At 54.1% G+C, this 25,847-nt stretch carries 25 protein-coding genes and 1 pseudogene; 10 read left to right on the plus strand and 16 right to left on the minus strand.

Features of this window, described 5'->3' with window-relative positions:
• Nucleotides 1-178: 178 nt before the first annotated feature.
• The gene (locus EYR88_RS05840) at nucleotides 179-901 is read left to right on the plus strand and encodes a hypothetical protein (RefSeq protein WP_131088746.1); all 723 of its coding nucleotides are present in this window, start codon (nucleotides 179-181) and stop codon (nucleotides 899-901) included.
• Nucleotides 902-1,237: 336 nt separating this feature from the next.
• On the opposite strand, the gene tsaD is transcribed toward EYR88_RS05840, so the two are convergent.
• The 7 genes from tsaD to coaA all read right to left on the minus strand — a co-directional run bounded on the left by tsaD (nucleotide 1,238) and on the right by coaA (nucleotide 6,856).
• On the minus strand, nucleotides 1,238-2,317 hold the full coding sequence (tsaD, locus tag EYR88_RS05845) for a tRNA (adenosine(37)-N6)-threonylcarbamoyltransferase complex transferase subunit TsaD (protein WP_131088747.1): 1,080 nt from the start codon (nucleotides 2,315-2,317) through the stop codon (nucleotides 1,238-1,240).
• On the minus strand, nucleotides 2,314-2,793 hold the full coding sequence (rimI, locus tag EYR88_RS05850; protein WP_131088748.1) for a ribosomal protein S18-alanine N-acetyltransferase: 480 nt from the start codon (nucleotides 2,791-2,793) through the stop codon (nucleotides 2,314-2,316). Before rimI ends, tsaD begins: the two co-directional genes overlap by 4 nt.
• Nucleotides 2,790-3,467: a tRNA (adenosine(37)-N6)-threonylcarbamoyltransferase complex dimerization subunit type 1 TsaB gene (gene tsaB, locus EYR88_RS05855; protein ID WP_131088749.1), complete on the minus strand. Its 678-nt coding sequence runs from the start codon at nucleotides 3,465-3,467 to the stop codon at nucleotides 2,790-2,792. The genes rimI and tsaB overlap by 4 nt, the downstream gene beginning before the upstream one ends.
• Nucleotides 3,460-4,038, minus strand: a complete 579-nt coding sequence (tsaE, locus tag EYR88_RS05860; protein WP_242632469.1) for a tRNA (adenosine(37)-N6)-threonylcarbamoyltransferase complex ATPase subunit type 1 TsaE — start codon at nucleotides 4,036-4,038, stop codon at nucleotides 3,460-3,462. Before tsaE ends, tsaB begins: the two co-directional genes overlap by 8 nt.
• The gene (gene alr, locus EYR88_RS05865) at nucleotides 4,031-5,200 is read right to left on the minus strand and encodes an alanine racemase (RefSeq protein ID WP_242632470.1); all 1,170 of its coding nucleotides are present in this window, start codon (nucleotides 5,198-5,200) and stop codon (nucleotides 4,031-4,033) included. Before alr ends, tsaE begins: the two co-directional genes overlap by 8 nt.
• A 175-nt stretch (nucleotides 5,201-5,375) precedes the next feature.
• Nucleotides 5,376-5,774: a large conductance mechanosensitive channel protein MscL gene (mscL, locus tag EYR88_RS05870; protein WP_131088752.1), complete on the minus strand. Its 399-nt coding sequence runs from the start codon at nucleotides 5,772-5,774 to the stop codon at nucleotides 5,376-5,378.
• Between the two features lie 122 nt (nucleotides 5,775-5,896).
• Nucleotides 5,897-6,856: a type I pantothenate kinase gene (gene coaA / locus EYR88_RS05875; protein ID WP_131089805.1), complete on the minus strand. Its 960-nt coding sequence runs from the start codon at nucleotides 6,854-6,856 to the stop codon at nucleotides 5,897-5,899.
• Between the two features lie 167 nt (nucleotides 6,857-7,023).
• Between coaA and glmS the strand changes: the two genes are divergently transcribed.
• Entirely contained in the window at nucleotides 7,024-8,895 is a 1,872-nt protein-coding gene (gene glmS / locus EYR88_RS05880) for a glutamine--fructose-6-phosphate transaminase (isomerizing) (RefSeq protein WP_131088753.1), read from the plus strand.
• 84 nt (nucleotides 8,896-8,979) lie between these two features.
• On the opposite strand, the gene EYR88_RS05885 is transcribed toward glmS, so the two are convergent.
• Nucleotides 8,980-9,258, minus strand: coding sequence for an HPr family phosphocarrier protein (locus EYR88_RS05885; RefSeq protein ID WP_131088754.1), 279 nt, complete (start codon nucleotides 9,256-9,258; stop codon nucleotides 8,980-8,982).
• A 129-nt stretch (nucleotides 9,259-9,387) separates the two neighbouring features.
• Here EYR88_RS05885 and EYR88_RS05890 point away from each other — a divergent pair, with 129 nt between their 5' ends.
• The 6 genes from EYR88_RS05890 to EYR88_RS05915 all read left to right on the plus strand — a co-directional run bounded on the left by EYR88_RS05890 (nucleotide 9,388) and on the right by EYR88_RS05915 (nucleotide 16,738).
• The gene (locus EYR88_RS05890; RefSeq protein WP_131088755.1) at nucleotides 9,388-10,110 is read left to right on the plus strand and encodes a TetR/AcrR family transcriptional regulator; all 723 of its coding nucleotides are present in this window, start codon (nucleotides 9,388-9,390) and stop codon (nucleotides 10,108-10,110) included.
• Nucleotides 10,111-10,181: 71 nt separating this feature from the next.
• On the plus strand, nucleotides 10,182-12,161 hold the full coding sequence (locus tag EYR88_RS05895; protein WP_131088756.1) for a PTS mannitol transporter subunit IICBA: 1,980 nt from the start codon (nucleotides 10,182-10,184) through the stop codon (nucleotides 12,159-12,161).
• A complete protein-coding gene (locus tag EYR88_RS05900) occupies nucleotides 12,158-13,297 on the plus strand; it encodes a mannitol-1-phosphate 5-dehydrogenase (protein WP_131088757.1) in 1,140 nt (379 codons plus the stop codon). Before EYR88_RS05895 ends, EYR88_RS05900 begins: the two co-directional genes overlap by 4 nt.
• Nucleotides 13,298-13,424: 127 nt before the next feature.
• Entirely contained in the window at nucleotides 13,425-13,775 is a 351-nt protein-coding gene (locus tag EYR88_RS05905; protein ID WP_131088758.1) for a holo-ACP synthase, read from the plus strand.
• 79 nt (nucleotides 13,776-13,854) lie between these two features.
• On the plus strand, nucleotides 13,855-15,381 hold the full coding sequence (locus EYR88_RS05910) for an NAD(P)H-hydrate dehydratase (protein ID WP_131088759.1): 1,527 nt from the start codon (nucleotides 13,855-13,857) through the stop codon (nucleotides 15,379-15,381).
• A gap of 136 nt (nucleotides 15,382-15,517) precedes the next feature.
• A complete protein-coding gene (locus EYR88_RS05915) occupies nucleotides 15,518-16,738 on the plus strand; it encodes a CBS domain-containing protein (RefSeq protein WP_131088760.1) in 1,221 nt (406 codons plus the stop codon).
• Nucleotides 16,739-17,096: 358 nt separating this feature from the next.
• Here EYR88_RS05915 and EYR88_RS05920 read toward each other — a convergent pair whose 3' ends face one another.
• The 5 genes from EYR88_RS05920 to truA all read right to left on the minus strand — a co-directional run bounded on the left by EYR88_RS05920 (nucleotide 17,097) and on the right by truA (nucleotide 22,354).
• Nucleotides 17,097-18,443, minus strand: coding sequence for a UDP-glucose/GDP-mannose dehydrogenase family protein (locus EYR88_RS05920; protein WP_131088761.1), 1,347 nt, complete (start codon nucleotides 18,441-18,443; stop codon nucleotides 17,097-17,099).
• Nucleotides 18,444-18,589: 146 nt separating this feature from the next.
• Complete coding sequence (gene glmM, locus EYR88_RS05925) at nucleotides 18,590-19,936, minus strand: phosphoglucosamine mutase (protein ID WP_131088762.1); 1,347 nt, start codon at nucleotides 19,934-19,936, stop codon at nucleotides 18,590-18,592.
• 170 nt (nucleotides 19,937-20,106) lie between these two features.
• The gene (gene rpsI / locus EYR88_RS05930) at nucleotides 20,107-20,607 is read right to left on the minus strand and encodes a 30S ribosomal protein S9 (RefSeq protein WP_131088763.1); all 501 of its coding nucleotides are present in this window, start codon (nucleotides 20,605-20,607) and stop codon (nucleotides 20,107-20,109) included.
• 38 nt (nucleotides 20,608-20,645) lie between these two features.
• Complete coding sequence (gene rplM / locus EYR88_RS05935) at nucleotides 20,646-21,089, minus strand: 50S ribosomal protein L13 (RefSeq protein ID WP_131088764.1); 444 nt, start codon at nucleotides 21,087-21,089, stop codon at nucleotides 20,646-20,648.
• A 329-nt stretch (nucleotides 21,090-21,418) separates the two neighbouring features.
• Nucleotides 21,419-22,354: a tRNA pseudouridine(38-40) synthase TruA gene (gene truA / locus EYR88_RS05940; protein ID WP_131088765.1), complete on the minus strand. Its 936-nt coding sequence runs from the start codon at nucleotides 22,352-22,354 to the stop codon at nucleotides 21,419-21,421.
• Between the two features lie 182 nt (nucleotides 22,355-22,536).
• Here truA and EYR88_RS05945 point away from each other — a divergent pair, with 182 nt between their 5' ends.
• Nucleotides 22,537-22,980, plus strand: coding sequence for a hypothetical protein (locus tag EYR88_RS05945; protein ID WP_131088766.1), 444 nt, complete (start codon nucleotides 22,537-22,539; stop codon nucleotides 22,978-22,980).
• 175 nt (nucleotides 22,981-23,155) lie between these two features.
• The gene (locus EYR88_RS05950) at nucleotides 23,156-23,596 is read left to right on the plus strand and encodes a hypothetical protein (RefSeq protein WP_131088767.1); all 441 of its coding nucleotides are present in this window, start codon (nucleotides 23,156-23,158) and stop codon (nucleotides 23,594-23,596) included.
• Nucleotides 23,597-23,718: 122 nt separating this feature from the next.
• Here EYR88_RS05950 and rplQ read toward each other — a convergent pair.
• From rplQ to rpsK, 3 genes and pseudogenes are all read right to left on the minus strand, one after another.
• Nucleotides 23,719-24,159: pseudogene (gene rplQ / locus EYR88_RS05955) on the minus strand (50S ribosomal protein L17); the annotation flags it as partial.
• Nucleotides 24,160-24,242: 83 nt separating this feature from the next.
• Nucleotides 24,243-25,244 carry a DNA-directed RNA polymerase subunit alpha gene (locus EYR88_RS05960; protein ID WP_131088769.1) on the minus strand — a complete coding sequence of 334 codons (1,002 nt, stop codon included), beginning with the start codon at nucleotides 25,242-25,244 and terminating at the stop codon, nucleotides 24,243-24,245.
• Between the two features lie 165 nt (nucleotides 25,245-25,409).
• A complete protein-coding gene (gene rpsK, locus EYR88_RS05965; protein ID WP_131088770.1) occupies nucleotides 25,410-25,811 on the minus strand; it encodes a 30S ribosomal protein S11 in 402 nt (133 codons plus the stop codon).
• Between the last annotated feature and the right edge of the window lie 36 nt (nucleotides 25,812-25,847).

The raw sequence follows: 25,847 nt of genomic DNA on the forward strand, positions 1-25,847 counted from the left end.
AGAGCAGCAATACGAACTACAAACGGTTCAAGAATTCCTCAAATCCTTCCAAACAAGAATACGCAATTTTCGAGTGACTCTCGATGAACTTTCTCGATAGTCGAGAAAACTTTACCTATTTGCAAGGACTCGAGGTATTCGAATCCAAAGTGTCCTAGCCGTGCATTACTCTGTGAACATGGATACGACGTCGCTTATTACTGCTTGGGTTGGCACTAGAAGCAGAAAAGAAATCATTCACGATCACAATGTTTCCGTGCCTTTGCGCTTTTGGGAAGGTTTTTCCGATTTGCCAGGAATGCCACTTATCGGACAGTCGGTTACCGGCAACAGTATTTCAATTACGAGGGGAACACTCTTCGAACTGGCAGCTGATGCACGCGAAGATTCGACAGGTGATTCGGCACTGAGATTGCTGTGGCATACTCTGGCTTGGGGAACTGGCGCGAGCAATAGAAATAACCGCCGTCGAATCATGAGTGTGCAAGCTGATCTCCCGAATGCGAAGCGCGTATTGAACGAAGCCGCTGCTTTAGCTCAATCCGATCCGCTGAAAGCTTTTGAAATTCTCCATCCGCGGAATAGGAACGCGATCCCATATCTTGGCCCTAATTTCACCACAAAATTCCTGTATGCCGCTGGTGGCGGTGCCCCGGCACATCCGGCTGCAATCGTAGATAGTCGAGTATTGGCAACGTTATATGCGGTGACCGGAGACGACTGGTTCCAAATGAAGCCCCGTGCGTTCAAATACGGTGTAAAACGCTACAGCGCCGTGCTCGAAGAATTGACTCGTATGAGTGAGGCTGCGTCTTCTCCTAATCGTCCGATCGCACTCGATGAAGTTGAACGTTGGGCCTTTGAATTTGCAGCGGATCCGGGGAAACAATCTCAGAGTTAGGTCGAAGCGTACGGTGACTCTTTGTCAGATATAGCAAGGTCGTAACTCTTGTCCGTTTACTCGGTGTGATCTCGATAATTGCATCACGTCGAACTTTTGTTTGCAGTTTTCCGATTATTGCTCCTTATCGTCCCAACCCGACTGACTCAGCTCGCGACATCACCATAGGCTACAGTTCACCGCATTGCACCGGGACAATTCGATTGCCAGTTTATGGGCGAAAGCATTGGTGGACACAGTCAACAGTCTCGCAGCAGGTACATGACAGCGGTTGCTTCCGAACGCACGGCTAGCCACCCTCTCAGAAACTACCGCTGCCCTAAGCTCCGGAAGAACCTACTTATTGGCAGACAGAACAATCTGCGTCACCGGCTGCGAAGAATCGGTAGCAAAGTCCAGTCCCGAAGGAGCAACACCGTCAGCAACCAGCTGAGCTCCGAGCGCAGCAACCATTCCACCGTTGTCAGTGCAAAGGCTAAATGGTGGCACGACCAAGGTGAAGCCCGCAGAAGCGCAGCGAGCAGCAAGTAATTCTCGCAGTCGAGTGTTCGCTGCGACTCCCCCGCCCAGAAGTACAGTCTTCAAACCGTGCTCCTGCATTGCCCGGACAGCCTTAGACGTAATTACGTCAACAACTGCTTCTTGGAAGGAAGCGGCAATGTCAGCCACAGGGATATCTTCACCGTTGGCTTCGAAGTGTTCTACACAGCGAGCCACTGCAGTCTTCAATCCAGAGAATGAGAAGTTATGGCGGTGCTTGCCTGGGTTCTCTTCGCTGCCTACAAACTTGGGCAGGGTCAATCCACGCGGGAATCGGAATGCCTTGCGGTCACCATCCTTGGCTGCCTTATCGATGGCAGGTCCACCCGGGTAGCCCAGACCTAGCAGTCGTGCGGTCTTGTCGTAAGCTTCGCCGGCAGCGTCATCAATGGTAGAGCCAAGTAGCTGCACATCATTGGTCAACGAGGTGACCTTCAAGATTTCAGTATGCCCACCCGAGACCAGCAAGGCACCGAAGGTTGGCGGAAGAATGGTCCCTTCAAGAACACCCACACCAACATGCGCCACCAAGTGGTTAATTCCATACAGTGGCTTGCCGGTAGCCAGTGCTAAGGCCTTGGCAGCCGAGACACCCACCATCAGCGCTCCAGCTAGCCCTGGGCCACTGGTTACGGCAATAGCGTCAATGTCATCAAGAGTCAGCTCTGCGGTATCAAGAGCAGACTGCAGAGTTGGAACGAAGGCCTCAAGGTGTGCACGGGCAGCAATCTCAGGAATCACTCCGCCAAAACGTACGTGCTCATCCATGGAGCTAGATACCGCATTGGCCAAGAGGCGATTACCACGCACAATGCCCACACCGGTTTCATCACATGAAGATTCAATGCCTAAAACAATTGGTTCGGTGGTGCTCATGCTTTGTTGTCTTCCTCTTGTCCCTGCAGGGCATCCAATTGCAGTCTCATGATCAATGCGTCAACGCCACCTTTGTAGTAGCCCACACGTCGATGAATGGTTACGAATCCCATTGATTCATACAGTGCAATAGCTGTTGGATTATCAAAACGTACTTCCAGCATGACATCTAATGCGTTTCGTTCCTTAGCCGTCTCAACCAGCAGCGTTAGAAGTTTACGGCCAAGGCCCTGCCCTTGGAATTGCGGACTAATGGCAATGGTCTGGACGTCGCTGATAGGCAAGACGGTGCACAGCCCGGCGTAGCCAACAACTTTGCCTTCGCTCACGTAAACCCAGTAATTGCGAGTTTCGCTTTGTGCCAGTTCTGACTCAAAGGCAGCTAGTGGCCATGCATCTTCTGGGAACAGTTCAGTTTCTAGCTTGTGGACTTCAGGGATATCACTGACAGTCATCTCGCGAAGGGTCAGGCTCATGCTTTTGCCTGCTTCATGAATGCTGGGACCTGCGCGTCAGACTCACGCAAATACTGCGGCGCAGTATTGGACAGGTCTTTGCCCGCGGACAGATCTGCGATTCCCCGCTGGGCCAGATTGGCGGCATCTGCAATCCAGTCAAAGGACTGCTCTTGTGCTTTAGCGCCGGCTTCTTGAAGCTGCTCTTGGTACAGACCCGCGCCTACGCCGTAGACCGGCAGCGAGGGAAGTGTTGAGGCCGCAGCAACACGTGGTCCGTCAAGGATGTCACCGTTCTGTTTGTACCGGGCCCAGTAGACTTCCTTGCGCCGCGCGTCCGAAGCAACGATAAATTCCTCAGGTACGTTTGCCTCTTGCTTCACGTGTTCGGCGAGCGCATGGAGGGACATTACGCCATGCACCGGGACGTTCCATACAAATCCGAAGGTCCGCGCCGCAACAAGTCCCGCACGAAGTCCAGTATATGGACCGGGGCCAACGCCAACGAAGATTCCGGCGAGATTCTTGCCTTCGTCATTGTTGTCAGTCAGTAGTTCTCGCACGTAGACAGCCAGTGTTTCAGTTTGGTCATTGCCCTTGGGTGACGTTTTCTGGGCGATAACTGAACCAGTAGTGGAATCGACCAGTGCTACCGAGGTATGCGCAGAGGTATCGATGGACAGATAGTTAGGCATGCTTCTCTCCGGTGCGCTGCGCGTTGATAGCAGAGCGCAGGTTGTCTTTCAGCTGAGCAAAGTTTTCTGAGTCCCAGCGTGGGCCGATGGCTTTGAGCGTGAACTCTCTAGGTTCATCCACTTCTTCTTCGGATTCTTCCCACGGATTCTCTACGGCTGCGGTATTGACCTCACGGTCCAGGGTGATTTCTAACCGAGAGTCAGTTAGGTGCTCCACTTTGCCAAGACCCCATTCAACAACGGTGACTGATTCAGCCAAGGTGGATTCTAAGTCTAGGGTGTCCACGTCATTCTGGTCCTTCAGTCGATAGGCATCAACATGAATCAGCGTCGGTCCCTCACCCAACGACGGGTGCTGACGAGCCAAGACAAAAGTCGGAGAGATGATTCCTTCGCGAACATTTAGCCCGATACCCAACGACTGGGTGAGTGTGGTCTTCCCTGCACCTAAAGCGCCAGTAAGGATCACAAGGTCACCAGCGATCAGCTGCTCCCCCAGTGCCTGTCCCAGAGCTTCAGTGTGAGCCAGGTCAGTCAGCTGGCAGGTAAATTCCTGATTGGCCTTACTCACCAGCTTCACCCCAGCTACCTTCAACGTAGTAGCGAGGTACGCGTGGGGAGACCCGAGTGACAACTTCATAATTAATGGTGTTAGCTGCGTGTGCCCAGGTGTTCACCGATTGTCCGCCCTCGCCGAAGATAATGGCTTCTGCCCCCAAGAAATCGTCTGGATCAATGTCTGCTCCGAGATCGATAACGCACTGATCCATGGCAATACGCCCCCGTACTGGATAGCTACGACCTTTGACGGTGACGGGTGCTCCGGTAGCAATGCGTGGCAAGCCATCCGCATAGCCCATGGGAATTAGACCGAGGTAGGTCTCACCTTCGGTCTTATAATTCAATCCGTAGGAGACTCCTTGACCGGCGTGTACCTTTTTCACGTTGGCTACGCGGGTGACCACCTTCATTGCTGGTCGCAGTCCCAAACTCTCGGGTGAATCACTCTCAAAAGGACTCAGGCCATACAGTCCAAGGCCTAAGCGCACCATGTCGTGGTGTGCATCTGGGCGCGAGAGGATGGCAGGAGTATTGGCAATGTGGCGGACTTCTAGATCAAATCCGGCTGCTTCGACCATCTCAATAGCTTTGCTAAACAGGGCTAGCTGTTCATCGGTTTCTGGGCGCTCTGGTTCATCTGCCACCGCGAGGTGAGAGAACAGTCCAACGACGCGAAGCAATCCTTCTTCCTGGAAAGCGTTGGCGCGATTGAGCAGATCCGGGAACGCGTCCATAGTGGATCCGTTACGTCCCAGTCCGGTGTCAATCTTCAGATGAATACGTGCTGGGGTTTGTACGCAGCGTGCAGCGACAGCGACGCGTTCTAGTTCCCAGCCGGAGACACCAAGATCAAGACCGGCAGCAATGGCGGCTTTAAATGGTGTGTCTTCGGTGTGGAGCCAAGCAAGGATTGGCGCTTCGAGTCCCGCTTCGCGTAAAACCAGGGCCTCAGTGACGTGGGCACAGCCAAGCCAGCTTGCCCCACCGTCGACTGCTGCTTTGGCTACTGGGATAGCGCCGTGGCCGTAGGCGTCTGCTTTAACAACGGCCATCACTGCTGCTGGAGCTACTACGTCAGAGATTTGCTTGACGTTGTTACGGATAGCCGACAAGTCAATAATTGCTCGGCGTTCAAATCCGTTGCTCTGCGCATTCTCGGTACTAGTTGTCACGTTGCTTTCTTCAAGCGCTTCAGAGTTCACGTATATATCTTCCCACTTTTCCCTCTGGGTTGCTGTGATGTCTCTTGCGCAGTACAGCACATTGATGAGTTAAAGCTAGAAGGGACGGATTGAAGCATCTGTTGATGCTTCAATCCGTCCCTTAGGAAACGGTTGCGTGGATCGTTTAGCGCAGGTTCTTCAGTTCGTCGCGAATCTGCTCCAGGATAGCCAGCTGTGGGTCTGGCTCTTCCTCGACCTCTTCTTCGGTCAGGCCTCGACGAGCTGCGAGCTTTTCATTGACCTTCTGCATTGGCAGTACCAATGCGAAGTAAACAGCAGCAGCGATCAGCAGGAAGTTAACAAGTGCGGTCAGGAAGACACCAAACTTGATGTCAACACCGTTGATGTTCAGCAGCAGGAAGCTGTCGAAGTTTGGGGAGCCCACCAATGCAGCGATAAGCGGCATCAGAATGTTGTCAACAAGGGCGGTAACTACGGCGCCGAAGGCAGCGCCGATCACAACAGCAACGGCCAGATCGACAACGTTGCCCTTCATAATAAAATCGCGGAAACCTTTAAGCATGTTTAGAGCATACACAGGAGTAGCACAGGATCAAGTGCAAATCTCCAGATGAAATCGATTAATTCGGCAAACTCTCAGGTTACGCTTCCCGCGCGTATATTCTCCATCCGAATAATTTCAGGCTAAATTTTGCGCAAAAGCATACGTCGCACCGAGTGATCCGCGGATTTGCGCAGAACTAGCTGGGCGCGCCCGCGAGTAGGCAAGACATTTTCTTTCAAATTTGGCTCATTGATCCGTTTCCAGATTCCATGAGCTGTCTCACGCGCCTCGTCGTCGGTCAGCAGCGAGTACTTGTGGAAGTAGCTGGCCGGATCCGCGAAGGCACCGGAACGCAGACGCATGAAGCGGTTGATGTACCACTCTTCAATGTTGCTGGTGCGGGCATCAACGTAAACGGAGAAATCAAAGAAGTCACTCAGCGCTAGACCCACCGTTCCATCGGAACGGGTACGTGCCGGCTGCAACACGTTCAGGCCTTCAACAATCAAAACCTGCGGGCGGCGAACTACGTTGCGCTCCCCCGGGATGATGTCATAAGTCAGGTGTGAATACACCGGCGTACTAACTTCAGGCACACCCGACTTCACGGCTGAGACAAACCTCAGCAACGCGCGACGGTCATAAGACTCAGGGAAACCCTTGCGGTGCATGATCCCACGGCGTTCAAGCTCTGCGTTGGGGTACAGGAATCCGTCAGTGGTAATCAATTGAACGTCAGGAGTCTGTGGCCAGCGGCGCAGCATTTCCTGCAACACGCGAGCGGTGGTTGATTTACCTACAGCTACAGAGCCAGCCACACCAATAACAAATGGAGTGCGCGTGGTCTGTTCACCAAGGAATGTAGTTGTTGCCTGATGAGTCGCTCCGGCGCCTTCGACGTAGAGATACAACAGGCGGCTCAGGGGCAGGTAGACGTCCCGGACCTCTTGGAGGTCCAGTTCATCACCAAGGCCACGAAGCCGTTCAATGTCAGCAATGTTTAGTGGCTGTTCCATCTGGTCAGACAGCCGCGCCCAGGTCTCGCGCTCAAGATCAACAAAAGGCGAGATGGGTGTTTCAAGTGTTCCGTGTGGTTCCACGAGGTCAAATTCTGCCAAGAATATGCTCTACATCCCAATTAAGGGGTCGCACTACCAACTTGCTGGACCTGTATTTCTTACTGCTAGTGGCAGATCCCATAGCAATTATTGAGTGCTCAAACACGAATATTCCCATCGAAAGGGTTTGACCCGGTAAGATTTTGCTCATGTGCGGAATTGTTGGATATGCAGGAACCTCGAGCCGAGTTGTCGACCACGACGCCCTCGACGTTCTAATTGAAGGTTTGCGTCGATTGGAATACCGCGGTTACGACTCGGCTGGTGTCGCAGTTGTTGCCGATGGCGCTATTCATTCTCGGAAGAAGGCCGGCAAGCTGGCTAACCTCGAAAATGAAATTGCTGAAGCTCCATTGCCTAAGTCAATGACTGGCATTGGACACACGCGTTGGGCAACCCACGGTGGGCCGAGTGATGGCAACGCCCACCCACACCTAGCCGATGGTGGCAAGCTCGCCATGATCCACAACGGAATTATTGAGAACTTCGCCGGAATCAAGGCTGAACTGGTTGCCGAAGGCGCCACGTTCCTTTCTGAAACCGACACCGAAGTAGCAGCTGCCCTGCTGGGTAAGCTCTACACCACTGAAGCAGCAGGCGACTTGACCCTTGCCATGCAGCTTGCAGTAGCCCGCCTTGAAGGTGCCTTCACCTTGTTGGCAGTCCACGAGGACCACCCAGGTGTTGTTGTGGCTGCGCGCCGTAACTCGCCATTGGTTCTTGGCTTGGGCGACGGGGAGAACTTCCTCGGTTCAGACGTTTCCGGCTTCATCGACTTCACCCGTCGTGCTGTGGAACTGGGCCAGGACCAGATTGTCACCATTACCCCAGATACTCACACCATTACAGACTTCCAGGGCAACCCTGCTGAAGGTAAAGAATTCACCGTTGACTGGGATGCAGCCAGCGCTGAAAAGGGCGGCTTCGCCTCTTTCATGGAAAAAGAAATCTATGACCAGCCTGCCGCTGTGGCAGATACCCTCTTGGGACGTTCAGACGCTAATGGCCGTCTAACCCTTGATGAGTTGCGTATCTCTCCAGAGGAACTGGCTAAGATTTCCAAGATTGTTGTTCTTGCCTGCGGTACCAGCGCTTACGCCGGTTCTGTAGCTAAGTACGCAATTGAGTCTTGGTGCCGAATCCCAGTTGAGGTAGAGCTCTCCCACGAGTTCCGCTACCGCGAACCAATCGTTGACGAGAACACCCTGATTGTTTCCATCTCCCAGTCCGGCGAGACCATGGATACTCTGATGGCTGTTCGTTACGCCAAGGAACAGGGCGCTAAGACCCTGTCCATCTGTAACACCAACGGGTCCACCATCCCACGTGAATCCGATGCAGCGCTGTACACCCACGCTGGTCCGGAAATCGCAGTGGCTTCCACCAAGGCATTCTTGGCTCAGATCACCGCAACCTACCTGCTGGGCCTGTACTTGGCACAGTTGCGCGGCAACCTGTTCCAGGGTCAGATCAAGGACATCCTTGCTGACCTCGGCAAGATCCCTGCCAAGATCCAGGACATCCTGGACCGCGGCGAAGAGATCAAGTCTGTTGCACGCAAGATGGCACAGGTTCCATCGGTATTGTTCCTGGGTCGCCACGTTGGCTACCCAGTAGCAATGGAAGGCGCCTTGAAGCTCAAGGAAATCGCCTACATCCACGCTGAAGGTTTCGCCGCCGGCGAGCTGAAGCACGGACCGATCGCCCTGATCGAGCAGGACCAGCCGGTCTTCGTGGTGGTTCCTTCCCCACGTGGCCGCGACTCCCTGCACTCCAAGGTTGTCTCCAACATCCAGGAAGTTCGCGCCCGTGGCGCTAACACCTTGGTTATCGCGGAGTCCGGCGATGAGGACGTACGCGCATATGCAGAGTTCGTCTTCTACGTACCGGAGACCCCAACCCTGCTGATGCCACTGTTGACCACCGTTCCACTGCAGCTGTTCGCTTGCGAGCTAGCTTCGGCAAAGGGCTACGACGTTGATCAGCCACGTAACTTGGCTAAGTCGGTAACCGTGGAGTAATCCACGCACCATCCCACGCGAAAGGTCCACACCATCTTGGTGTGGACTTTTCGCTGTTAACTCACAATTCTCGAAGCGATACTTCTAGCTGGCGTCGTGGTCAGTTTCGAGAACTGAGGCCAACGTTTCGAGAGCTTCTGCGGCACCGGCATCTTCGCTGCGTAGCACCACTACTTCCCCGTGCTCAGCGCCCAATCCCATCAGCGTCAGAATGCTGCTGGCATCCCCGGCGTCTTCAGCTGGTTCGCCTTCGCGGGCAATGGTGATTTCGAAATCATAGTCGCTGGCGGCCTCTGCGAAGATCGCGGCAGGGCGTGCGTGCAAACCGACTCGACTGCCGATGGTGGCGGTACGTTCAATCATCTTTTTCCTTTGATCGTTAGTTGATTTTCAAAGACATCTCAGCCTTGAATCAACCGGTGGCTATTTAGCACGTGAGCGCTCATGTGATTCACTTCATATAACAGCGCTATAAGTGGTAGGGTAACGCGTATGGGTTCCAATGACCAGTTGCCACCAAAAACTCGCCTGCTGCAAGCTGCTACCGAGTTGCTCGCCAACGCAGGCAGCGAGCCGGTGTCGACTCGGCAAATCACCAAACTCGCCGGTGTAACCGCACCAACGCTTTACCACCACTTCAAAGACAAGGAAGGACTATTTGATGCAGTAGTCACCGCCGGATTCGAAGAGTACCTTGCAGGCGAGAGAGCCCTCGATATTGGTTCCAATCCCATCGAAGACATCCGTCGCCTCTGGGACGGCCACGTCCAGTTTGGCCTTGATAAAACAAATCTTTATTTAGTGATGTTTGGCAATATTCGCCCAGAGAGCCGTCCGGCAATCGTGGCGGAAGCTGAACAGCTGGTGGCAGACCGGTTGAACCGTGCAGCCATAGCAGGAGAGTTGAAAGTCCCACCGCGAGAGGCCGCACGCAGCATCATGGCCGCCAACGTTGGTGTGACTTTAATGCTGATCGCCGAGTCAGCCGAACGAAGAAATTTGGAGTTGTCCACGATGACGCGGGACTCCATGATTCAGGCAGTGTTCAATGAAGAAGCCCACGCCCAGTTCTCCGAACCCACCAATCAATCTTCCGTCGTGGTTGCCGCCATTGCTTTGAATGCGGCGCTGCAGTCCTCTAGCTCTAGTGAGTTATCCAGCTCAGAACTTGAGCTGTTCTTGGAATGGCTTCACAGGATCTCGGCCTCCAGATAGCCTCGAAGTCCCACGACCACCCATCATCTCCAGACCTACTACCGCCTACGGGCACATTCTTAGGATTAGTCATGGAAACAGAAACGGTTGAAAAACCACGCGCCGGCTTGAGAGTCGGTGTCCAAAAGTTTGGCACCTTCCTCTCAGGCATGATCATGCCCAACATCGGTGCGTTCATCGCTTGGGGCCTCATTACGGCCCTGTTCATCCCGGATGGCTTCCTGCCAAACGAGAAACTGGCGCTGCTGGTAAGTCCAATGATCACCTTCTTGTTGCCGTTGCTCATCGGCTACACCGGTGGACATGCGATTCATGGTTTGCGCGGTGGCGTTGTTGGCGCCGCAGCAACCATGGGTGTCATCGTGGGTACCGATATCCCTATGTTCATTGGCGCAATGATCATGGGCCCGTTGGCCGCTTGGGTCATGAAGAAGTTGGACACACTCTGGGAAGGCCGCATCAAGCCTGGCTTTGAGATGCTGGTCAACAACTTCTCCGCCGGTATTGTCGCAGCCATCATGGCGATCTTCGGCATGCTGTTGGTTGGACCAGCAGTCAAGGCTTTCAGCCAGGGCGCGGCAGCTGCCGTTGATTTCTTGGTTCAGCATGGTCTTTTGCCACTGACCAGCATCTTGATTGAACCAGCCAAGATCCTGTTCCTGAACAACGCCATCAACCACGGCATCTTGACCCCGCTGGGTACCGAGGAATCACTGCAGACTGGCAAGTCACTGCTGTTCATGCTTGAATCCAACCCTGGCCCAGGCCTCGGTCTGCTGCTTGCCTACACAATCTTTGGCCGTGGCATGGCTCGCGCTTCAGCCCCAGGTGCTGCGCTGATTCAGTTTGTCGGCGGTATCCATGAAATTTACTTCCCATACGTTCTGATGAAGCCAGTCATCGTATTGGCTCCAATCCTCGGTGGCATGACCGGTGTCTTCACCTTGGTCATCACCGGTGCGGGGCTACGCTCCCCTGCTGCTCCTGGCAGTATCTTGGCTATCTACGCTGCCACTGCCTCCGATAGTTACCTTGGGGTCACCCTTTCGGTACTGTTTGCAGCGATCGTTTCCTTCGTTGTTGCCGCCGTGATCTTGAAGTTTGCTAAGCAGTCCGAAGGGGATGAGCTAGGCGAAGCAACCTCCAAGATGGAAGCCATGAAGGGCAAGAAGTCTTCTGTTGCTTCTGCATTAGTGACCGCTGGTGCAATCTCCGGTCCAATCCGTTCAGTAGTCTTCGCTTGTGACGCCGGTATGGGTTCAAGTGCCATGGGCGCCTCGGTATTGCGTAACAAGATCAAGGAAGCCGGCTTTGGTGATGTCAAGGTCACCAACTCGGCCATCGCTAACCTGAGCGACACCTACGACATTGTGGTGACCCACCAGGATCTGACTGACCGGGCTAAGCCCAAGACGCAAAGTGCCACGCACGTATCGGTGGACAACTTCATGAATAGCCCACGCTATGACGAGATTGTAGAGCTGGTTCGCACCAGCAATACCGCGCCGGATGATTCGGCTACCTCGGCGGCTCCGGCGGCTGCGGCGGCTCCAGTTGCTGCTGCAAACACCGAACCGGAGGCTACCGAAGTTCAGGACTCCGAGGCACAAGGCGCCAACAACGTCATTGACTCCGATGGTGTGGTTCTTGAAGGTTCAGCCACCGAACGCGATGGTGCCATCAACGAGGTAGGACAGCTACTGCTGGCCCGTGGTGCAGTGGATGCAGACTACGTTGCAGCCATGCATGAGCGCGAGACCTCGGTCTCCACCTACATGGGTAACTTCCTGGCCATCCCGCACGGCACCAACGAGGCCAAGGAGCACATCAACCACTCGGCCGTCGCCGTGATCCGTTACTCGCAGGGTATCGACTGGGGTGGCAAGGACGTGAAGTTTGTTGTGGGCATCGCAGGCCTCAACAACGAGCACCTGAAGATCCTCTCGTCTATTGCCAAGATTTTCACCAACAAGGAACAGGTCGCCCAGTTGGAGCAGGCCACCTCCGTACAGGAGATCCTTGATCTATTCGGAAAGGTCAACACCAAGTGAAAGCCGTACATTTTGGAGCCGGAAACATCGGTCGAGGCTTCGTCGGGCTATTGCTGCACGAAGCCGGCTACGAGATCGTTTTTGCCGACGTCGCAGCGGAACTAATCGACAGCCTCGCAGCTGCCGACAGCTACACCGTGCATGAAGTAGGCCAAGAAGGACAGGACAAGGTCGTCACCGGCTTTAGCGCCCTGAATTCTGGCTCGCAGCAAGCAGAGGTCATCGAAGCAATCGCCACCGCTGACCTAGTGACCACCGCGGTTGGCCCCCACATCTTGAAGTTTGTTGCCCCGACCATCGCACATGCACTGGCTCAGCGTTCGGCTGATCTTGGCCCACTGCACGTGATGGCTTGCGAAAACGCAATCAACGCCACCGACATCCTGCAGCAGGAAATTACTTCTGCTTGGGAAGGCTCGGAAGAAGATCTGGTTACCCGCGCGATCTTTGCCAACACCGCAGTAGACCGCATTGTCCCGGCCCAGGCTGCCGGTGCACATCTGGATGTCACCGTGGAAACCTTCTACGAGTGGGTTATTGACCGCACACCATTCAATGGAAATGAGCCGGTCATTCCCGGCGCCACTTTTGTTGATGATCTTGGTCCGTACATTGAGCGCAAGCTGTTCACCGTGAACACCGGACACGCCAGTGCGGCGTACTTCGGTTCCGTGGCCGGCATTGAGAAAATCGCTGACGTCATGGCCAATGAACAGATCGCTGCCAAGGTCAACGCGGTACTGCAGGAGACCAAAGCGCTACTGGTCGCCAAGCATGGTCTGGATCCGGAAGTTCAGGAAGCTTATGTACAGAAGATCCTGACCCGCTTCACCAACCCGCACCTTCCGGACACCGTGGGTCGCGTTGGTCGTGCACCGATGCGTAAGCTCAGCCGCCACGAACGGTTCATCGGCCCAGCCGCTGACCTAGCAGAGCGTGGCATGCCGGTTGCCGCCTTGTCGGAAGCTATCGTTGCGGCGCTGCAGTTCAACGCACCAGATGATGCTGAGGCCGTGACCCTGCATGAGATCTTGGCTTCCCAGAGCCCGGATGAGGCCACCTCCTCGATCACGGGGCTGGAGCCAGAGCATCCGCTGTTTGCACAAGTTAGTTCTTTGATCGCCCAGAGCGCCTAACAACACTCTGGATTGATCAGATCCGAGGGGTCTCGCGTTGCCATAGGGCAACGCGAGACTCCTCGGTCGTTAAGCGGGGCAGCATGACAATGAATTTGCCCTAGTGCCGGCCGATATACTGGAAAGCATGATTGCAGGTATCGGAGTGGACATTGTTGACGTGCCACGGTTTGGCCGACAGCTCGAAAAGACTCCACGCCTCAAGGAGCGTCTGTTTACCGAGGAAGAACGAGTCCTTCCCCTGCGTTCTCTTGCAGCCCGTTTTGCTGCCAAGGAAGCCATTGCCAAGGCACTGGGCGCACCAGTGGGAATGAACTGGCAAGACTGCACGATCCGCAAGGATGAAGCCGGAGATCCCCAGGTGCACATCACCGGTTCCGTGGCTGCGGCCAGCGAGTTGCGAGGAATTACTTCATGGCATCTGACCATGTCTCACGATGGCGATATGGCTATCGCGATGGTTGTTGCTGAGCGCTGAGTATTCTCTACCCAAAGAATAACGACACGTTAGACACTAAATAAGGCTTCGCACAGCTGATTTGAGTATTGTTTGTCTTATGATCTCTGTCTACAGTGTTGCGCAAATTCGTGGGGTTGAGGCCCAAGAGATTTCCAAACGCGGTGAAGCTACCTTAATGAAGCAAGCTGCCTCGGAATTGGCTTCTTCAGCCACCAAAATGTTGGCTGAAACCCCGGGTACCGAACCCGACTTTGTCGTAGGACTCATTGGTCCTGGCAATAACGGTGGAGATGGCCTTTACGCATTAGCTGAACTACAGCAGCAGAACATCTCCACACTCGCGCTACAGTACGGCGAGCAAGTACATGCTGAAGCCGTTGCCGCCTACACTCAGGCTGGCGGAACGCTGACTGACTTCGCTGACGGACAAAGCGAACTGGCCAATGCCTCGCTAGTCATCGATGCAATCTACGGGCTGGGATACCGCACCGGTTCCCCACTGCCAACGCTCCCAGCACGCGCACGCGTACTGGCCTGCGATGTACCTTCCGGTCTGAACCCAGAAACCGGTGAAGCAGAAGACAACGTACTACGTGCCGAACGCACCGTAACCTTTGGTGGATTGAAGTCGGGTCTATTGACCCTTGACGCTCCATTGGTCACCGGAGAGATCTCCGTGGCTGACCTTGACTTCGATTTTTCCTCCATCGCCCCGGCAACGAGCTTGGTTGATGAAGCAGCAGCCCGTGAACTGCTAGATCAGCACCGCTCGTGGCGAGACGCTGGACGGCACAAGTACCAGCGTGGAGTCTTGGGCCTCATTGCTGGTTCTGAGCTTTACCCGGGCGCCGCCCAGCTCACCGCCAAGGCTGCAGTTTCCTGTGGCGTCGGCATGCTTCGCACCCACGTACCTGAAGCAGTTCAGTCATTGATTGCTGTTTCTGTCCCAGAATCTGTGCCACTGGATGATGATCAGATCAAAGAAGCTTTGTCCTCTTCACGCCGTCACCTTCACGGCAAGGGTGCCAAGATTTCTGCTTGGGCCATTGGCCCTGGTCTAGATGGACGTACTCCCCCAACGGGTGCGATTGCTGAAGTCTTTGCGAGCCGTCAGCCGGCCGTCATTGACGCATCCGGTTTGGAAGTTGTTCCTACCGGGCCAAGTGAACAGCCTCGTGTACTGACCCCGCACGCTAAAGAACTACAGATGCTGCTTGGCCGCGCTGGTGTAAAGGTGACTCCGGACGAGATTTCTCAAGATCCCGTTCGCTGGACGCGCTGGGCAGCTTTGTCCTACAACGCTGTGGTGCTACTCAAGGGTCCAACCACCTACATCGTGGCTCCTAACGGTTCCAGCTTGGTCGTTTCCAATTCAGCACCTGAGCTTGCCACTGCGGGCAGCGGCGATGTTCTTACCGGCATCCTCGGCTACCTGCTTTCGGACAGCTCGCTGACCGGTACACAGGGCGCGCGCACCGTGCCTAACCGTCGCATCATGGAACTGGCAGCCTGCGCAGCCGTCATCCATGGAAACCTTGGACGAGTCACAGCTCAGGATGGAACGGTCAGCGCTTCTCGCCTGATTGAAAACTTACCAAAGGTCATGAAGAGCTTCGGGTTCTAACGGACCCATTCCGAGGATCAACGCGGAATCGGCCATCTTTTTGGTTCAGAAAACAAAGTTTCTCGTCATAACAGATCACGAAGTCATTCGTGGCTGATACGATGCCTATACTGTAAGTTCTGACAAAGGATAAATTGTGGACGAGTCAAACGAACAATGCTATGGGGGCGGCACCGACGGAATCGTTCCCGACGCAGAACGAGCTCCAGAGCAAACCGGCTCGACTTCCAACGAAACTAAGAGTGACTGGGATTCGTGGGAAAGTCTGCTCGAAGATGTGTCGACTGATGGTGTGATTGCCGAAGTGAGCACAATCAGCGTTTTGCAAAAATTCGGTCGCGCGCGCAGGGGCGCCATTATAAATTCGCATATAGCTAATTGGCTCGATAAAAAGAAATTGGAAATGATTCCGCCAATTGCAGACGCTGATTATTATGGAAATGTACGAATTCAAAGACGTCACGACTCGATCGATAATTCGGAGAACTCGAAACAGTCCACTTCCCGACCTTCTGAAGAACCAGAGTCAAACGCGGGCATGACCGGATGGGTCTTGTCAGCACTCAAGGAAGATGCCGAAGAACTGGATAGCCTCCAGTATGGGGACTCTGTTGAAGATGCCATGAAACTAATGGATGAAAGGAAAAGGACTAAACTTCCAGTCTTCTTTTCAAAATCTGATAAGTCAACGCTTATTGGGACCGTAACCTTGAGCGATCTGACTTTCGAAAAGACGAACTCAAATTCCAAGCTCATCGAGAAGGCCAATACACACGTTCCAGTGGTAGGCACAAATGAAAAACTCTTCGATTGGATCCCGTCGATCCTCACACACGGATTTGTTTACGGCAAGAATTCTAAAGGTGAAATCGTTCAGATTTATACGACTTTCGACGTCGCCATGCATTTGAACACCATCACCGCGATGTTCTTGCGAGCCAACGAAATCGAAGAACTGCTACGCGAATCACTTTCGTCCGTGACAGACTTAGCACTTGATGAAGCAGTGGGATCATACAAACGCCTAACCGACATCCCGTTAGATCACTCGGGAACAGTTACCTTTACTAGGGAAGAAATCTCCGCGAACGGGTCAACCGAGGACGACTCAACCTCCCTAGACAAGCTGACGTTCGCCGATTACATGAAATGTGTAGCGCATCCAGGTATTTGGTCAGAAGAGTTCGCTATTGCGTCACAAGCAGGATTCGAGAAAGAGCAGTGCATCCGCAGCCTAAACGATGCCCGCCTTGCTCGCAACAAAGTTATGCATTTTACTCGAAGCGAGGCACTTGAGAACCTAATTCCCTCGTTCGAAGCGCTAGCTGTTTGGCTCCGGAAAGTCGTTACACGCTAACCCAAGAATCCGCCAAACTAGGAGGTTTTGCGATTCGTTGCGAAAATAATTCTTGATACTCGGAAGCAACATAAAACAAACTCCCAAGTCAACAACAAAAGAATTGGGAATGTTGTGCATGTACGACGTTTAAGCGCAAGATGCTGCGTTCCATCTACGGAACAAAATATGATGTTCAGTAGCCTCATTCTTAAGCCGCTCGTCTGAAGCAAATCCTGTTTTCAAGTAATCACCAGTCCAATGCTCTAATTCCGATGAGTTGAACTTCTTGCAAGTCAACTCGAGAATGGGTGATTAGCCGTTCTCCGCTAATCACCCATTCTCGCCTATCTCATGACGACTTGTGTCCAACGGTTTGTTACTGTGTGGCAACGCTCTCCAGCTCAAAGTACTCACCAGGGCCGGTCATAACCCAGCCCTGTTCACGCCAGGCCTGCCGGTCCAAGACGTTGCGCCCATCAATGAGCATCTTGGAAGCTACTACTTCCCCAAGCTCATTTGGATCCAAGTCGCGGAATTCCTGCCACTCGGTCAGCACCAGAGTCAGATCAGCGTTGTGTGCTGCTTCATGGTGAGAGTCAACGTATTTCAGACGCGGGAAGCGACCAGCTGCGTTGGCATTGCCCTCTGGGTCATAAACTGAGACTTCTGCGCCAGCGTTGTACAGGCGTACGGCAATATCCAATGCTGGTGAGTCACGTACGTCATCACTGTTGGGTTTGAACGTCACGCCCAGCACACATATGTGCTTGCCCGCCACATTGTTGCCCAGCATGTGCGAAGCCAACGAAACAACACGATCTCTACGGCGTAAGTTGATCTGATCAACTTCAGACAAGAATCCCATGGTCTGATTCAGACCCAGCTCGCTCACGCGCGCCTGAAGGGCCCGAATGTCCTTCGGTAGACATCCACCGCCAAAGCCCACTCCGGCGTTCAGGAAACGGCGCCCAATGCGCTTGTCATGGCCAATAGCGTCAGCCAGCGTCATGATATCACCGCCAACAGTTTCAGTTACCTCAGCGAAAGCATTGATAAACGAAATCTTGGTCGCCAAGAAAGCATTAGCCGCGACCTTGACCAGCTCAGCGGTCTCAAGATCAGTGACAATCTCTGGAACATCCAATGCCAAGACCGGTGCATAGACTTCACGCAGTAGCTCAAAACCGCGTTCTTCTACTAGGCCATAGACCAAACGGTCTGGATGCAGAGTGTCATTAACTGCAAAGCCTTCACGCAAGAATTCTGGGTTCCATGCAAGGGCAATGGAACTACCCGCCTTGGCGTTCTGTGCAATCTTTTCGCTCAACCGGCGAGCCGTGCCCACAGGCACGGTGGACTTGCCAACAATCAATGCATCACCGGTGATGTGTTTGAGCAAGGAGTCGACAGCTCCGTCAACATAAGACATATCGGCAGACTGCGAGTCTTTGCGCTGTGGGGTTCCCACGGTAATGAAATGAATATCTGCATTGGCGGCTACGTCAGCGTAGTCGTCAGTGAAGCGCAGGCGACCGGAGGCTACGTGCTTGCGCAATAGCTCAGGCAGGCCAGGTTCGTGGAACGGCAGGATGCCAGCGGCCAAGGCCTGTAGCTTTGCTTTGTCTACATCGACGCCAATGACTTCATAGCCCAATTCAGCCATGCAGGCGGCATGGGTTGCACCGAGGTAGCCGGTGCCGATCACGCTGATGCGTAGAGTCACGAAAGTCCTTCTCTCCGAGAACACAAACCGATGTCAGTTTCTACTAGTTAGCATGCCACACCCCCGTAGCGTGTTCTTACTTGGAACGCAGTACGGGGGTGTGAGTTTTCTTGATATTTACGGGTAAGTTGCCCAGTGGCTACTACCTAAAGCGAAAGATGTTCCTTCACCGAGGAGGCCAGGGTCTCGGCTTCAGCCTGTGCCTGATCATGGGTGGCAGCTTCAACCATCACGCGAACCACTGGTTCGGTACCCGACGGGCGAAGCAGCACTCGTCCGGTGGAGCCCAGACGAGCTTCGGTAGCAGCGATGTCTCGTAGCAGCGGCTCGCATTCTGGAGCGGCAGCCTTATCCACGCCACGGACGTTGATCAGCACCTGTGGCAGAACGGTGAGTACCGAAGCAAGTTCCTTCAGGGACTTACCGGTAGCTTTCACACGTGCTGCAATCATCAGGCCGGTGAGCACACCGTCACCGGTGGTTGCGTGCTTGGAGAAAATCACGTGGCCTGACTGCTCGCCACCAAGCGAGTAGTTTCCTTCGTGCATTCCTTCAAGAACGTAACGGTCTCCGACGCCGGTCTGCTTCAGGGTGATCCCCGCAGCTTCCATAGCCAACTTCAAACCGAGGTTGCTCATCACGGTAGCTACAAGGGTGTTGTCCTTGAGCTCGCCGCGGTCCTTCATGTCCAGTGCCATGACTGCCATGATCTGATCCCCGTCAACGACGGTACCTTCATGGTCCACGGCCAAGCAACGGTCAGCATCCCCATCATGGGCAATGCCGAGGTCTGCACCGTTTTCCAGCACAGCAGCCTGTAGCTTCTCCAGGTGAGTGGAGCCGTAACCATCATTAATGTTGATGCCATCTGGATCCGCACCAATAACAATAACTTCAGCGCCAGCGGCCTTGAAGACTTCTGGGGAGCAACCTGATGCTGCACCGTGGGCGCAGTCTAGGACAACCTTCAAGCCGTCTAAGCGGTTTGGCAGGGCCTGCAACAGGTGCATGATGTAACGATCTTCAGCGTCAGCAAAACGTGCAACACGTCCTACTTCCCCAGCCGTTGGGCGAGGCTTAGGCATCTTCAAGCAAGCTTCAATGGCATCTTCTAGAGAGTCATCGAGCTTCTTGCCGCCACGAGCCAAGAACTTAATACCGTTATCCGGAGCCGCGTTGTGCGAGGCAGAAATCATGACACCAAAATCAGCGTCTAGATCTCCCACCAAGAAAGCCGCAGCTGGCGTCGGCAGAGTGCCTGCGTCCATCACGTCCACGCCTGAGGCGGCCAAGCCGGCCTCAATAGCTGCGGACAGGAAGTCACCGCTGATACGTGGGTCCTTGGCAACCACAGCAACAGGCTTACGCCCGTCCTCTGACTGACTCAAGCCCAGCACCACGGAGGCTGCCTGCGCCAATTCCAGCGCTAACTCGGGAGTTAACAGTTCGTTTGCTTTTCCTCGGACCCCATCGGTCCCAAATAACCTTGCCATCGTTTCTAATCATAAGCCCTCTACTTCGATTTAACCTTGTTGTCACTACGGCAAGACGCAGCGGTGAGGAAAATTTATGATCACTTAGTGGATTACATCGGTTAAAGGCCAAAGGCCCCAACATCCTTTGCAGGATATTGGAGCCTTTGGAAAAGACCTTGAAGTAAGGTTTAGCGCTTCGAGAACTGCGAAGCCTTACGTGCCTTCTTAAGACCAGCCTTCTTACGCTCGATGACGCGTGCGTCACGAGTCAAGTAGCCAGCCTTCTTCAGGGTTGCGCGGTTTGCATCGCGATCGATCTCGTTCAACGAGCGAGCGATACCCAAACGCAGTGCACCGGCCTGGCCGGAAATTCCGCCACCGTTGATACGAGCGATAACGTCGTAAGCACCCTCAAGACCAAGGATCTTGAAAGGCTCGTTGACGTCCTGCTGGTGCAGCTTGTTAGGGAAGAAGTTCTCCAGGGTGCGACCGTTTACGGTCCACTTGCCGGAACCTGGTACCAGGCGAACGCGAGCAATAGCCTGCTTGCGACGGCCAACTGCTGCACCTGGAACGGTCAATGGAGCACGCTCGGTGTCAGCAACTGCTGCGGAAGCAGAGGTCTCAGTGGTGTAGGTCGAAGGGGTTTCGCCTTCAAATTCAGTGGTTTCTTCAGTGTTCTGAGCCACGATAATCTCCTATTAAGTATTTCTTCTCGGGGCCAGGACTACTGAGCGACCTGGGTGATTTCCAGGGCCTTTGGCGACTGAGCAGCGTGTGGGTGCTCGGCGCCACGGTAGACCTTGAGCTTGGACATCTGAACGTCAGCAAGCTTGTTCTTAGGGATCATGCCCTTGATGGCCTTCTCAACAGCCAGAACTGGGTTCTTCTCCAGCAGATCTGCATAGTTGATGCTCTTCAAGCCACCTGGGAAACCGGAGTGGCGGTAAGCGCGCTTGTTCTCAAGCTTCTTACCGGTCAGTGCAACCTTTTCTGCATTGATGATGATGACATGGTCGCCCATGTCCATGTGTGCAGCATAGGTTGGCTTGTGCTTGCCGCGCAGCAAGGTTGCGGCCTGGACGGCGAGACGGCCAAGTACTACATCGGTGGCGTCAATGACAAACCACTGACGAGTCTGGTCAGCCGGCTTTGGGGTGTACGTACGCACAGTAATTGCCTTACGTTGATTCGTTTCTGGTCAAACAGTCGCTTGTTGGCTGAAGGCGGTGAGATCCCCCCAGTGACAGGCACTGTCGTGTTGTTCTTGTGTTTAGACCAGTACGCCAGGTGAGGACTGATGATAACCGGCCGTCCATATAGTGTTCGCACACCCAGCAGACCAGCGACTATGCAACTAAGCCGTCACGCTTGGGCGTGTAGTGTCGAACGTGGACATACACAACTCATAAAAGTTTAGCGGATTAAAGTGTCTTCGACCAAAAAAGCATCTCGGTCGTGAGCAACAACACCCTTAAGTTCTCGGGGTTTAGCGCCCGCTCAGTCATCTTTAGCGGCGTTGCCCAGTTCTTCTGCGGTGCGCCGAGCACGCGTTAGTAATGCCCGCGCTGCCAGCTCTTCCGCTTCTGGGTAGTAGACCTCTTCAAGGACCAATGCGCGCGGGTGGGAGAGTCTGGTTCTGGAGTCGCGAACCATCATCTCCAACCTAGCGGCCAGGAACCCTGGCTGCTCGCGACCGTCCCCCACCATCATGGCTGCGCCAATCAGCGCGCGCACCATGTTGTGGCAGAAAGCGTCTGCCTTCAGGTGGGCAAGGATCAATCCGTCTTCACCACGGGTAAAGGTGAACTCCTGCAATGTACGAATGGTTGTCGCATGCGGACGTGGCTTACAGAACGTCAAGAAGTCATGGCGGCCCAGTACCGATTGAGCTTCGCGGTTCATCAAATCAATGTCTAGCTTTTCGCGGTGCCAGGTGGTCAGGTGACGGGTCAGTGGATCCCAGCGGTCCTGCCCATCAGCAATCCGGTAGGAGTAGCGGCGAGCCAGAGCTGAGAAGCGTGCGTCAAAACCCTCGGGTGCTCGCGTAGCTTTGTGGACCCACACGGCACCGTCTTGGCGGCCAAGAATACCGTTGACCCGACGCAGCAGCGCGGGCTCAGGTGCCAGTTCGGAAGCGCGTGGCAACCCGTCATACTCTTCTTGAGTTAAGTCGAAGTGCACTACCTGACGTCGCGCATGGACCCCGGCGTCGGTCCGTCCGGCAACAACCACACGGATGCGACGCCGAATCATCATTTCCAACGCTTCTTCAACCAGCTGCTGGACACCGGTCACGTTGGGCTGTCGTGCCCAACCGTTATAGGCGGCACCGTCATAGCTGAGCTCCATCTGCATGCGAATCCATGCTGGTGCTTGCGTAGTTCCTAGTGCGGTAGTTCCCAGCGGATCAATGATGTCAGACTGCGTGCTCATGATTTCCATTATGCGTAAAGATCGGTGCAACCGGCGAATCAAGTGCCCCGCTTCACGCTGTTATCCACAGCTGGCAAAACGAAATCTTTCTTCAGTTGTAGCCTGAGTGCATTCCGCGGCCCGGACATAGAAGTATCCATCATCAAGATATCCATTGCACCGTCACAACCGAAGGACTGAGCATGTTCAACAAAGCCGCTATTACTATGACCGCGTTAGCCGTAACGTCCACGCTCGTTCTGACCGCGTGCAGTTCGACAAAGTTATCAACCGTCGAATCTTGTGCACTGATCGATGAATTGGCGGTTGAACATTCCATCAAAGAAAAGTGGGAGATGGCCTACATCGCCATACTGGCAGAAAATACAGAACCTGTAGTGGACGCCCTCGAAGCCGCCAGTATCGTCTATCGGGAGGTTTCTGAGCAGACTGGCGATAGGGGTTTGCGTACTGCGCTAAATACGAGCGTTGAGAACTATCAAAAGTTCATTGAAATCATCAAGGACCGCTCCCCCAACGAACCAACATTTGATGCAGAAGTTGGGGAATTGACCGACGAGATGGATGACGGGCATGTCGAATATATCCGCCGTGCCTGCCCTGGATCGATTGTGGATCCGGACTAGTTCGTCCCCTAGCCACTTACTGCCTATGGCTTTGAGCCGTAATCCAGACTGCGCACCAGGCCATAATCCCGAGCCAAAGAAACCTTGGAATACTTCGCTTGTGTAGGCTTAAAGCATTGTCGGTAGTCCTTGTTTAAAGCACTGGCCGGCACATCATCACTACACAAGGAAATACATGATCAAGAAGGTTGCTGCAGCGACCGCAGTCCTAAGCCTGACTGCCACCGTTTTGGTTGGTTGCGCTTCGGGAAAGCTGAATACCCAAGATACGTGTGACTACGTCAATGAACAGGTTGCGATCAAGCAACTGCTGCAAAAGTCTGAGGACGTCAGTGAAGATCTCATAGCTGGTGATATGAAGGGCTACTCCTTGGTCATCGATGAGTATTCAGGCATCCTCAATGACGCGGCCGAAAAGACCAAAGACAAGAAGCTTGCTAAGGCACTGCACGCCACAGCTGAACAGAGCAATCAGGTCTCGGCAGTAATGGCTGAAGGCACCAGTAGCAATGTGGCGCAGACCGATCAAAAGCTCACGGCCTTAGAAGATCAGGCCGCCAGCGAGGAAACAGAATACTTGGGCATCAAGTGCCCTGAACTTGAATCCTTCAGCTAAGCAAATTCTCGTTAAACTAGAAAATTCCCGTTGGATCCTTGCGGATTCAACGGGAATTTTCTTTATCATCCCTAGGGGTGAATGAGCTTTAGCTCGAAGAAGACTTATGCCTCTTCGGTTGCCTCTGCCTCAGGTGCAGCCTTCTCGGTAGCCTTGGTGGCTTCCTTGACGACGGCCTGCTTTGGCGAAACTGGCTCCATCACTAGCTCGATAACTGCCATAGGAGCGTTGTCGCCCTTGCGGTTACCAATCTTGGTGATGCGGGTGTAGCCACCCTCGCGGTTTGCCATTGCTGGTGCGATGTTCTCGAAAAGCTCGTGAACGATCGACTTGTTGGTGCGCGAACGCGAAGCGATGACGCCCTGGACGCGGCGACGCGATGCCAGGTCTCCGCGCTTTGCGAAGGTGATCAAACGCTCTGCGTGTGGACGCAGACGCTTGGCACGGGTAAGGGTGGTGGTGATCTTCTTGTTCTCGAAGAGCTGTGCCGACATGTTAGCGAAAATCAATCGCTCATGTGCTGCACTGCCGCCGAGACGCGGACCCTTTGTAGGGGTAGGCATTGTGGTTCTCCTAGATGAATAACCCGTCCTGCACGAAACTTATCGTGTAAGCGGATGAAGTAGTGTGTCGCTAGACGGAAGTCTTACAGACCTTCGTCGTAATCGTCGCCATCTTCGATGGCGCTACGAGCGGCCAGATCAAAGCCTGGAGGGGAATCCTTCAGGGCCAGACCCAGTTCAACCAGCTTGGCCTTGACTTCGTCAATGGACTTCGCACCGAAGTTACGGATGTCCATCAAGTCTGCCTCGGAGCGAGTTACGAGTTCACCCACAGAGTGGATGCCCTCACGCTTCAAGCAGTTGTACGAACGAACGGTCAGTTCCAGATCCTCGATCGGCAGTGCCATGTCAGCAGCCATAGCTGCGTCCGTAGGCGATGGGCCGATTTCGATACCTTCAGCTGCAGTGTTCAGTTCGCGGAACAAACCGAACAGTTCAACCAGGGTGGTACCTGCGGATGCAACTGCATCGCGCGGGGTGATCGATTCCTTGGTCTCAACGTCAACGATCAAACGATCGAAGTCGGTGCGCTGCTCAACACGGGTAGCTTCCACGCGGAAAGTTACCTTTAGAACTGGGGAGTAGATCGAATCCACAGGGATTCGGCCAATCTCGCCGTCAATGTTCTTGTTCTGAGCTGCTGACACATAGCCACGGCCACGCTCAATGGTCAGTTCCATATCGAACTTGCCATTGGCATTCAAGGTTGCGATGTGCAGATCAGGGTTGTGGAACTCCACACCAGCTGGTGGGGTGATGTCCGCTGCAGTAACGATGCCTGGGCCCTGCTTGCGCAGGTAGGCAACGACTGGCTCGTCGTGCTCAGAAGAGACCGAGAGGTTCTTGATGTTCAAGATCAGTTCGGTGACATCTTCTTTGACACCGGCTACGGTGGTGAACTCGTGCAGTACTCCGTCAATACGAACACTGGTAACAGAAGCACCAGGGATCGAGGAGAGCAGGGTACGGCGAAGCGAGTTACCAAGGGTGTAACCAAAGCCTGGCTCCAGTGGTTCAATGACGAACCGGGAGCGATTATCGGCAACTACTTCTTCGGTCAGGGTTGGGCGCTGCGTAATGAGCACTTACATTTCCTTTCAGCGAGCGTCCGCTATATGACGCCTCACGGGGGTGGAAACGACGGTAGCCAAAGGTGGCCGTTCGTCTTTTGCAGGCATATGAGTCCAAGATAGTCACCGGAGCACTTGAAAATGCTTCGGTGACTTCTTAGGCCTAGCCTAGCGAATCAATTAGACGCGGCGACGCTTTGATGGGCGGCAACCGTTGTGAGCGCTTGGGGAAACATCCTGGATGGATCCAACCTCAAGGCCAGCAGCCTGCAGCGAACGGATCGCGGTTTCGCGTCCCGAGCCTGGGCCCTTGACGAAAACGTCAACCTTGCGCATGCCGTGCTCCTGAGCGCGCTTTGCAGCAGCTTCAGCAGCCATCTGGGCAGCGTATGGGGTCGACTTACGCGAACCCTTCATGCCTACCTCGCCGGCCGAAGCCCACGAGATAACAGCACCGGACGGATCGGTAATCGATACGATGGTGTTGTTGAAGGTGCTCTTGATATGCGCCTGTCCCTGCGCAATATTCTTTTTGTCCTTGCGACGCGGCTTACGTACCGCTCCACGAGTCTTTGGGGGCATTTCTTCTCCTACGAAAAAAGTATTTGAGTTAGATCG

The sequence above is a fragment of the Arthrobacter sp. S41 genome (genome assembly GCF_004320535.1).
Classification (GTDB): domain Bacteria; phylum Actinomycetota; class Actinomycetes; order Actinomycetales; family Micrococcaceae; genus Glutamicibacter.

Bases quoted from the DNA above. Each gene is read 5' to 3' on its own strand.
- truA (WP_131088765.1), bottom strand. From the start codon at position 22,354: ATGAGCACGCAGTCTGACATCATTGATCCGCTGGGAACTACCGCACTA.
- EYR88_RS05840 (WP_131088746.1), top strand. From the start codon at position 179: ATGGATACGACGTCGCTTATTACTGCTTGGGTTGGCACTAGAAGCAGA.
- EYR88_RS05890 (WP_131088755.1), top strand. From the start codon at position 9,388: ATGGGTTCCAATGACCAGTTGCCACCAAAAACTCGCCTGCTGCAAGCT.
- EYR88_RS05950 (WP_131088767.1), top strand. From the start codon at position 23,156: ATGATCAAGAAGGTTGCTGCAGCGACCGCAGTCCTAAGCCTGACTGCC.
- tsaB (WP_131088749.1), bottom strand. From the start codon at position 3,467: ATGCCTAACTATCTGTCCATCGATACCTCTGCGCATACCTCGGTAGCA.
- EYR88_RS05905 (WP_131088758.1), top strand. From the start codon at position 13,425: ATGATTGCAGGTATCGGAGTGGACATTGTTGACGTGCCACGGTTTGGC.
- EYR88_RS05910 (WP_131088759.1), top strand. From the start codon at position 13,855: ATGATCTCTGTCTACAGTGTTGCGCAAATTCGTGGGGTTGAGGCCCAA.
- EYR88_RS05885 (WP_131088754.1), bottom strand. From the start codon at position 9,258: ATGATTGAACGTACCGCCACCATCGGCAGTCGAGTCGGTTTGCACGCA.
- tsaD (WP_131088747.1), bottom strand. From the start codon at position 2,317: ATGAGCACCACCGAACCAATTGTTTTAGGCATTGAATCTTCATGTGAT.
- rimI (WP_131088748.1), bottom strand. From the start codon at position 2,793: ATGAGCCTGACCCTTCGCGAGATGACTGTCAGTGATATCCCTGAAGTC.
- EYR88_RS05945 (WP_131088766.1), top strand. From the start codon at position 22,537: ATGTTCAACAAAGCCGCTATTACTATGACCGCGTTAGCCGTAACGTCC.
- mscL (WP_131088752.1), bottom strand. From the start codon at position 5,774: ATGCTTAAAGGTTTCCGCGATTTTATTATGAAGGGCAACGTTGTCGAT.
- rpsK (WP_131088770.1), bottom strand. From the start codon at position 25,811: ATGCCCCCAAAGACTCGTGGAGCGGTACGTAAGCCGCGTCGCAAGGAC.
- EYR88_RS05895 (WP_131088756.1), top strand. From the start codon at position 10,182: ATGGAAACAGAAACGGTTGAAAAACCACGCGCCGGCTTGAGAGTCGGT.
- glmM (WP_131088762.1), bottom strand. From the start codon at position 19,936: ATGGCAAGGTTATTTGGGACCGATGGGGTCCGAGGAAAAGCAAACGAA.
- glmS (WP_131088753.1), top strand. From the start codon at position 7,024: ATGTGCGGAATTGTTGGATATGCAGGAACCTCGAGCCGAGTTGTCGAC.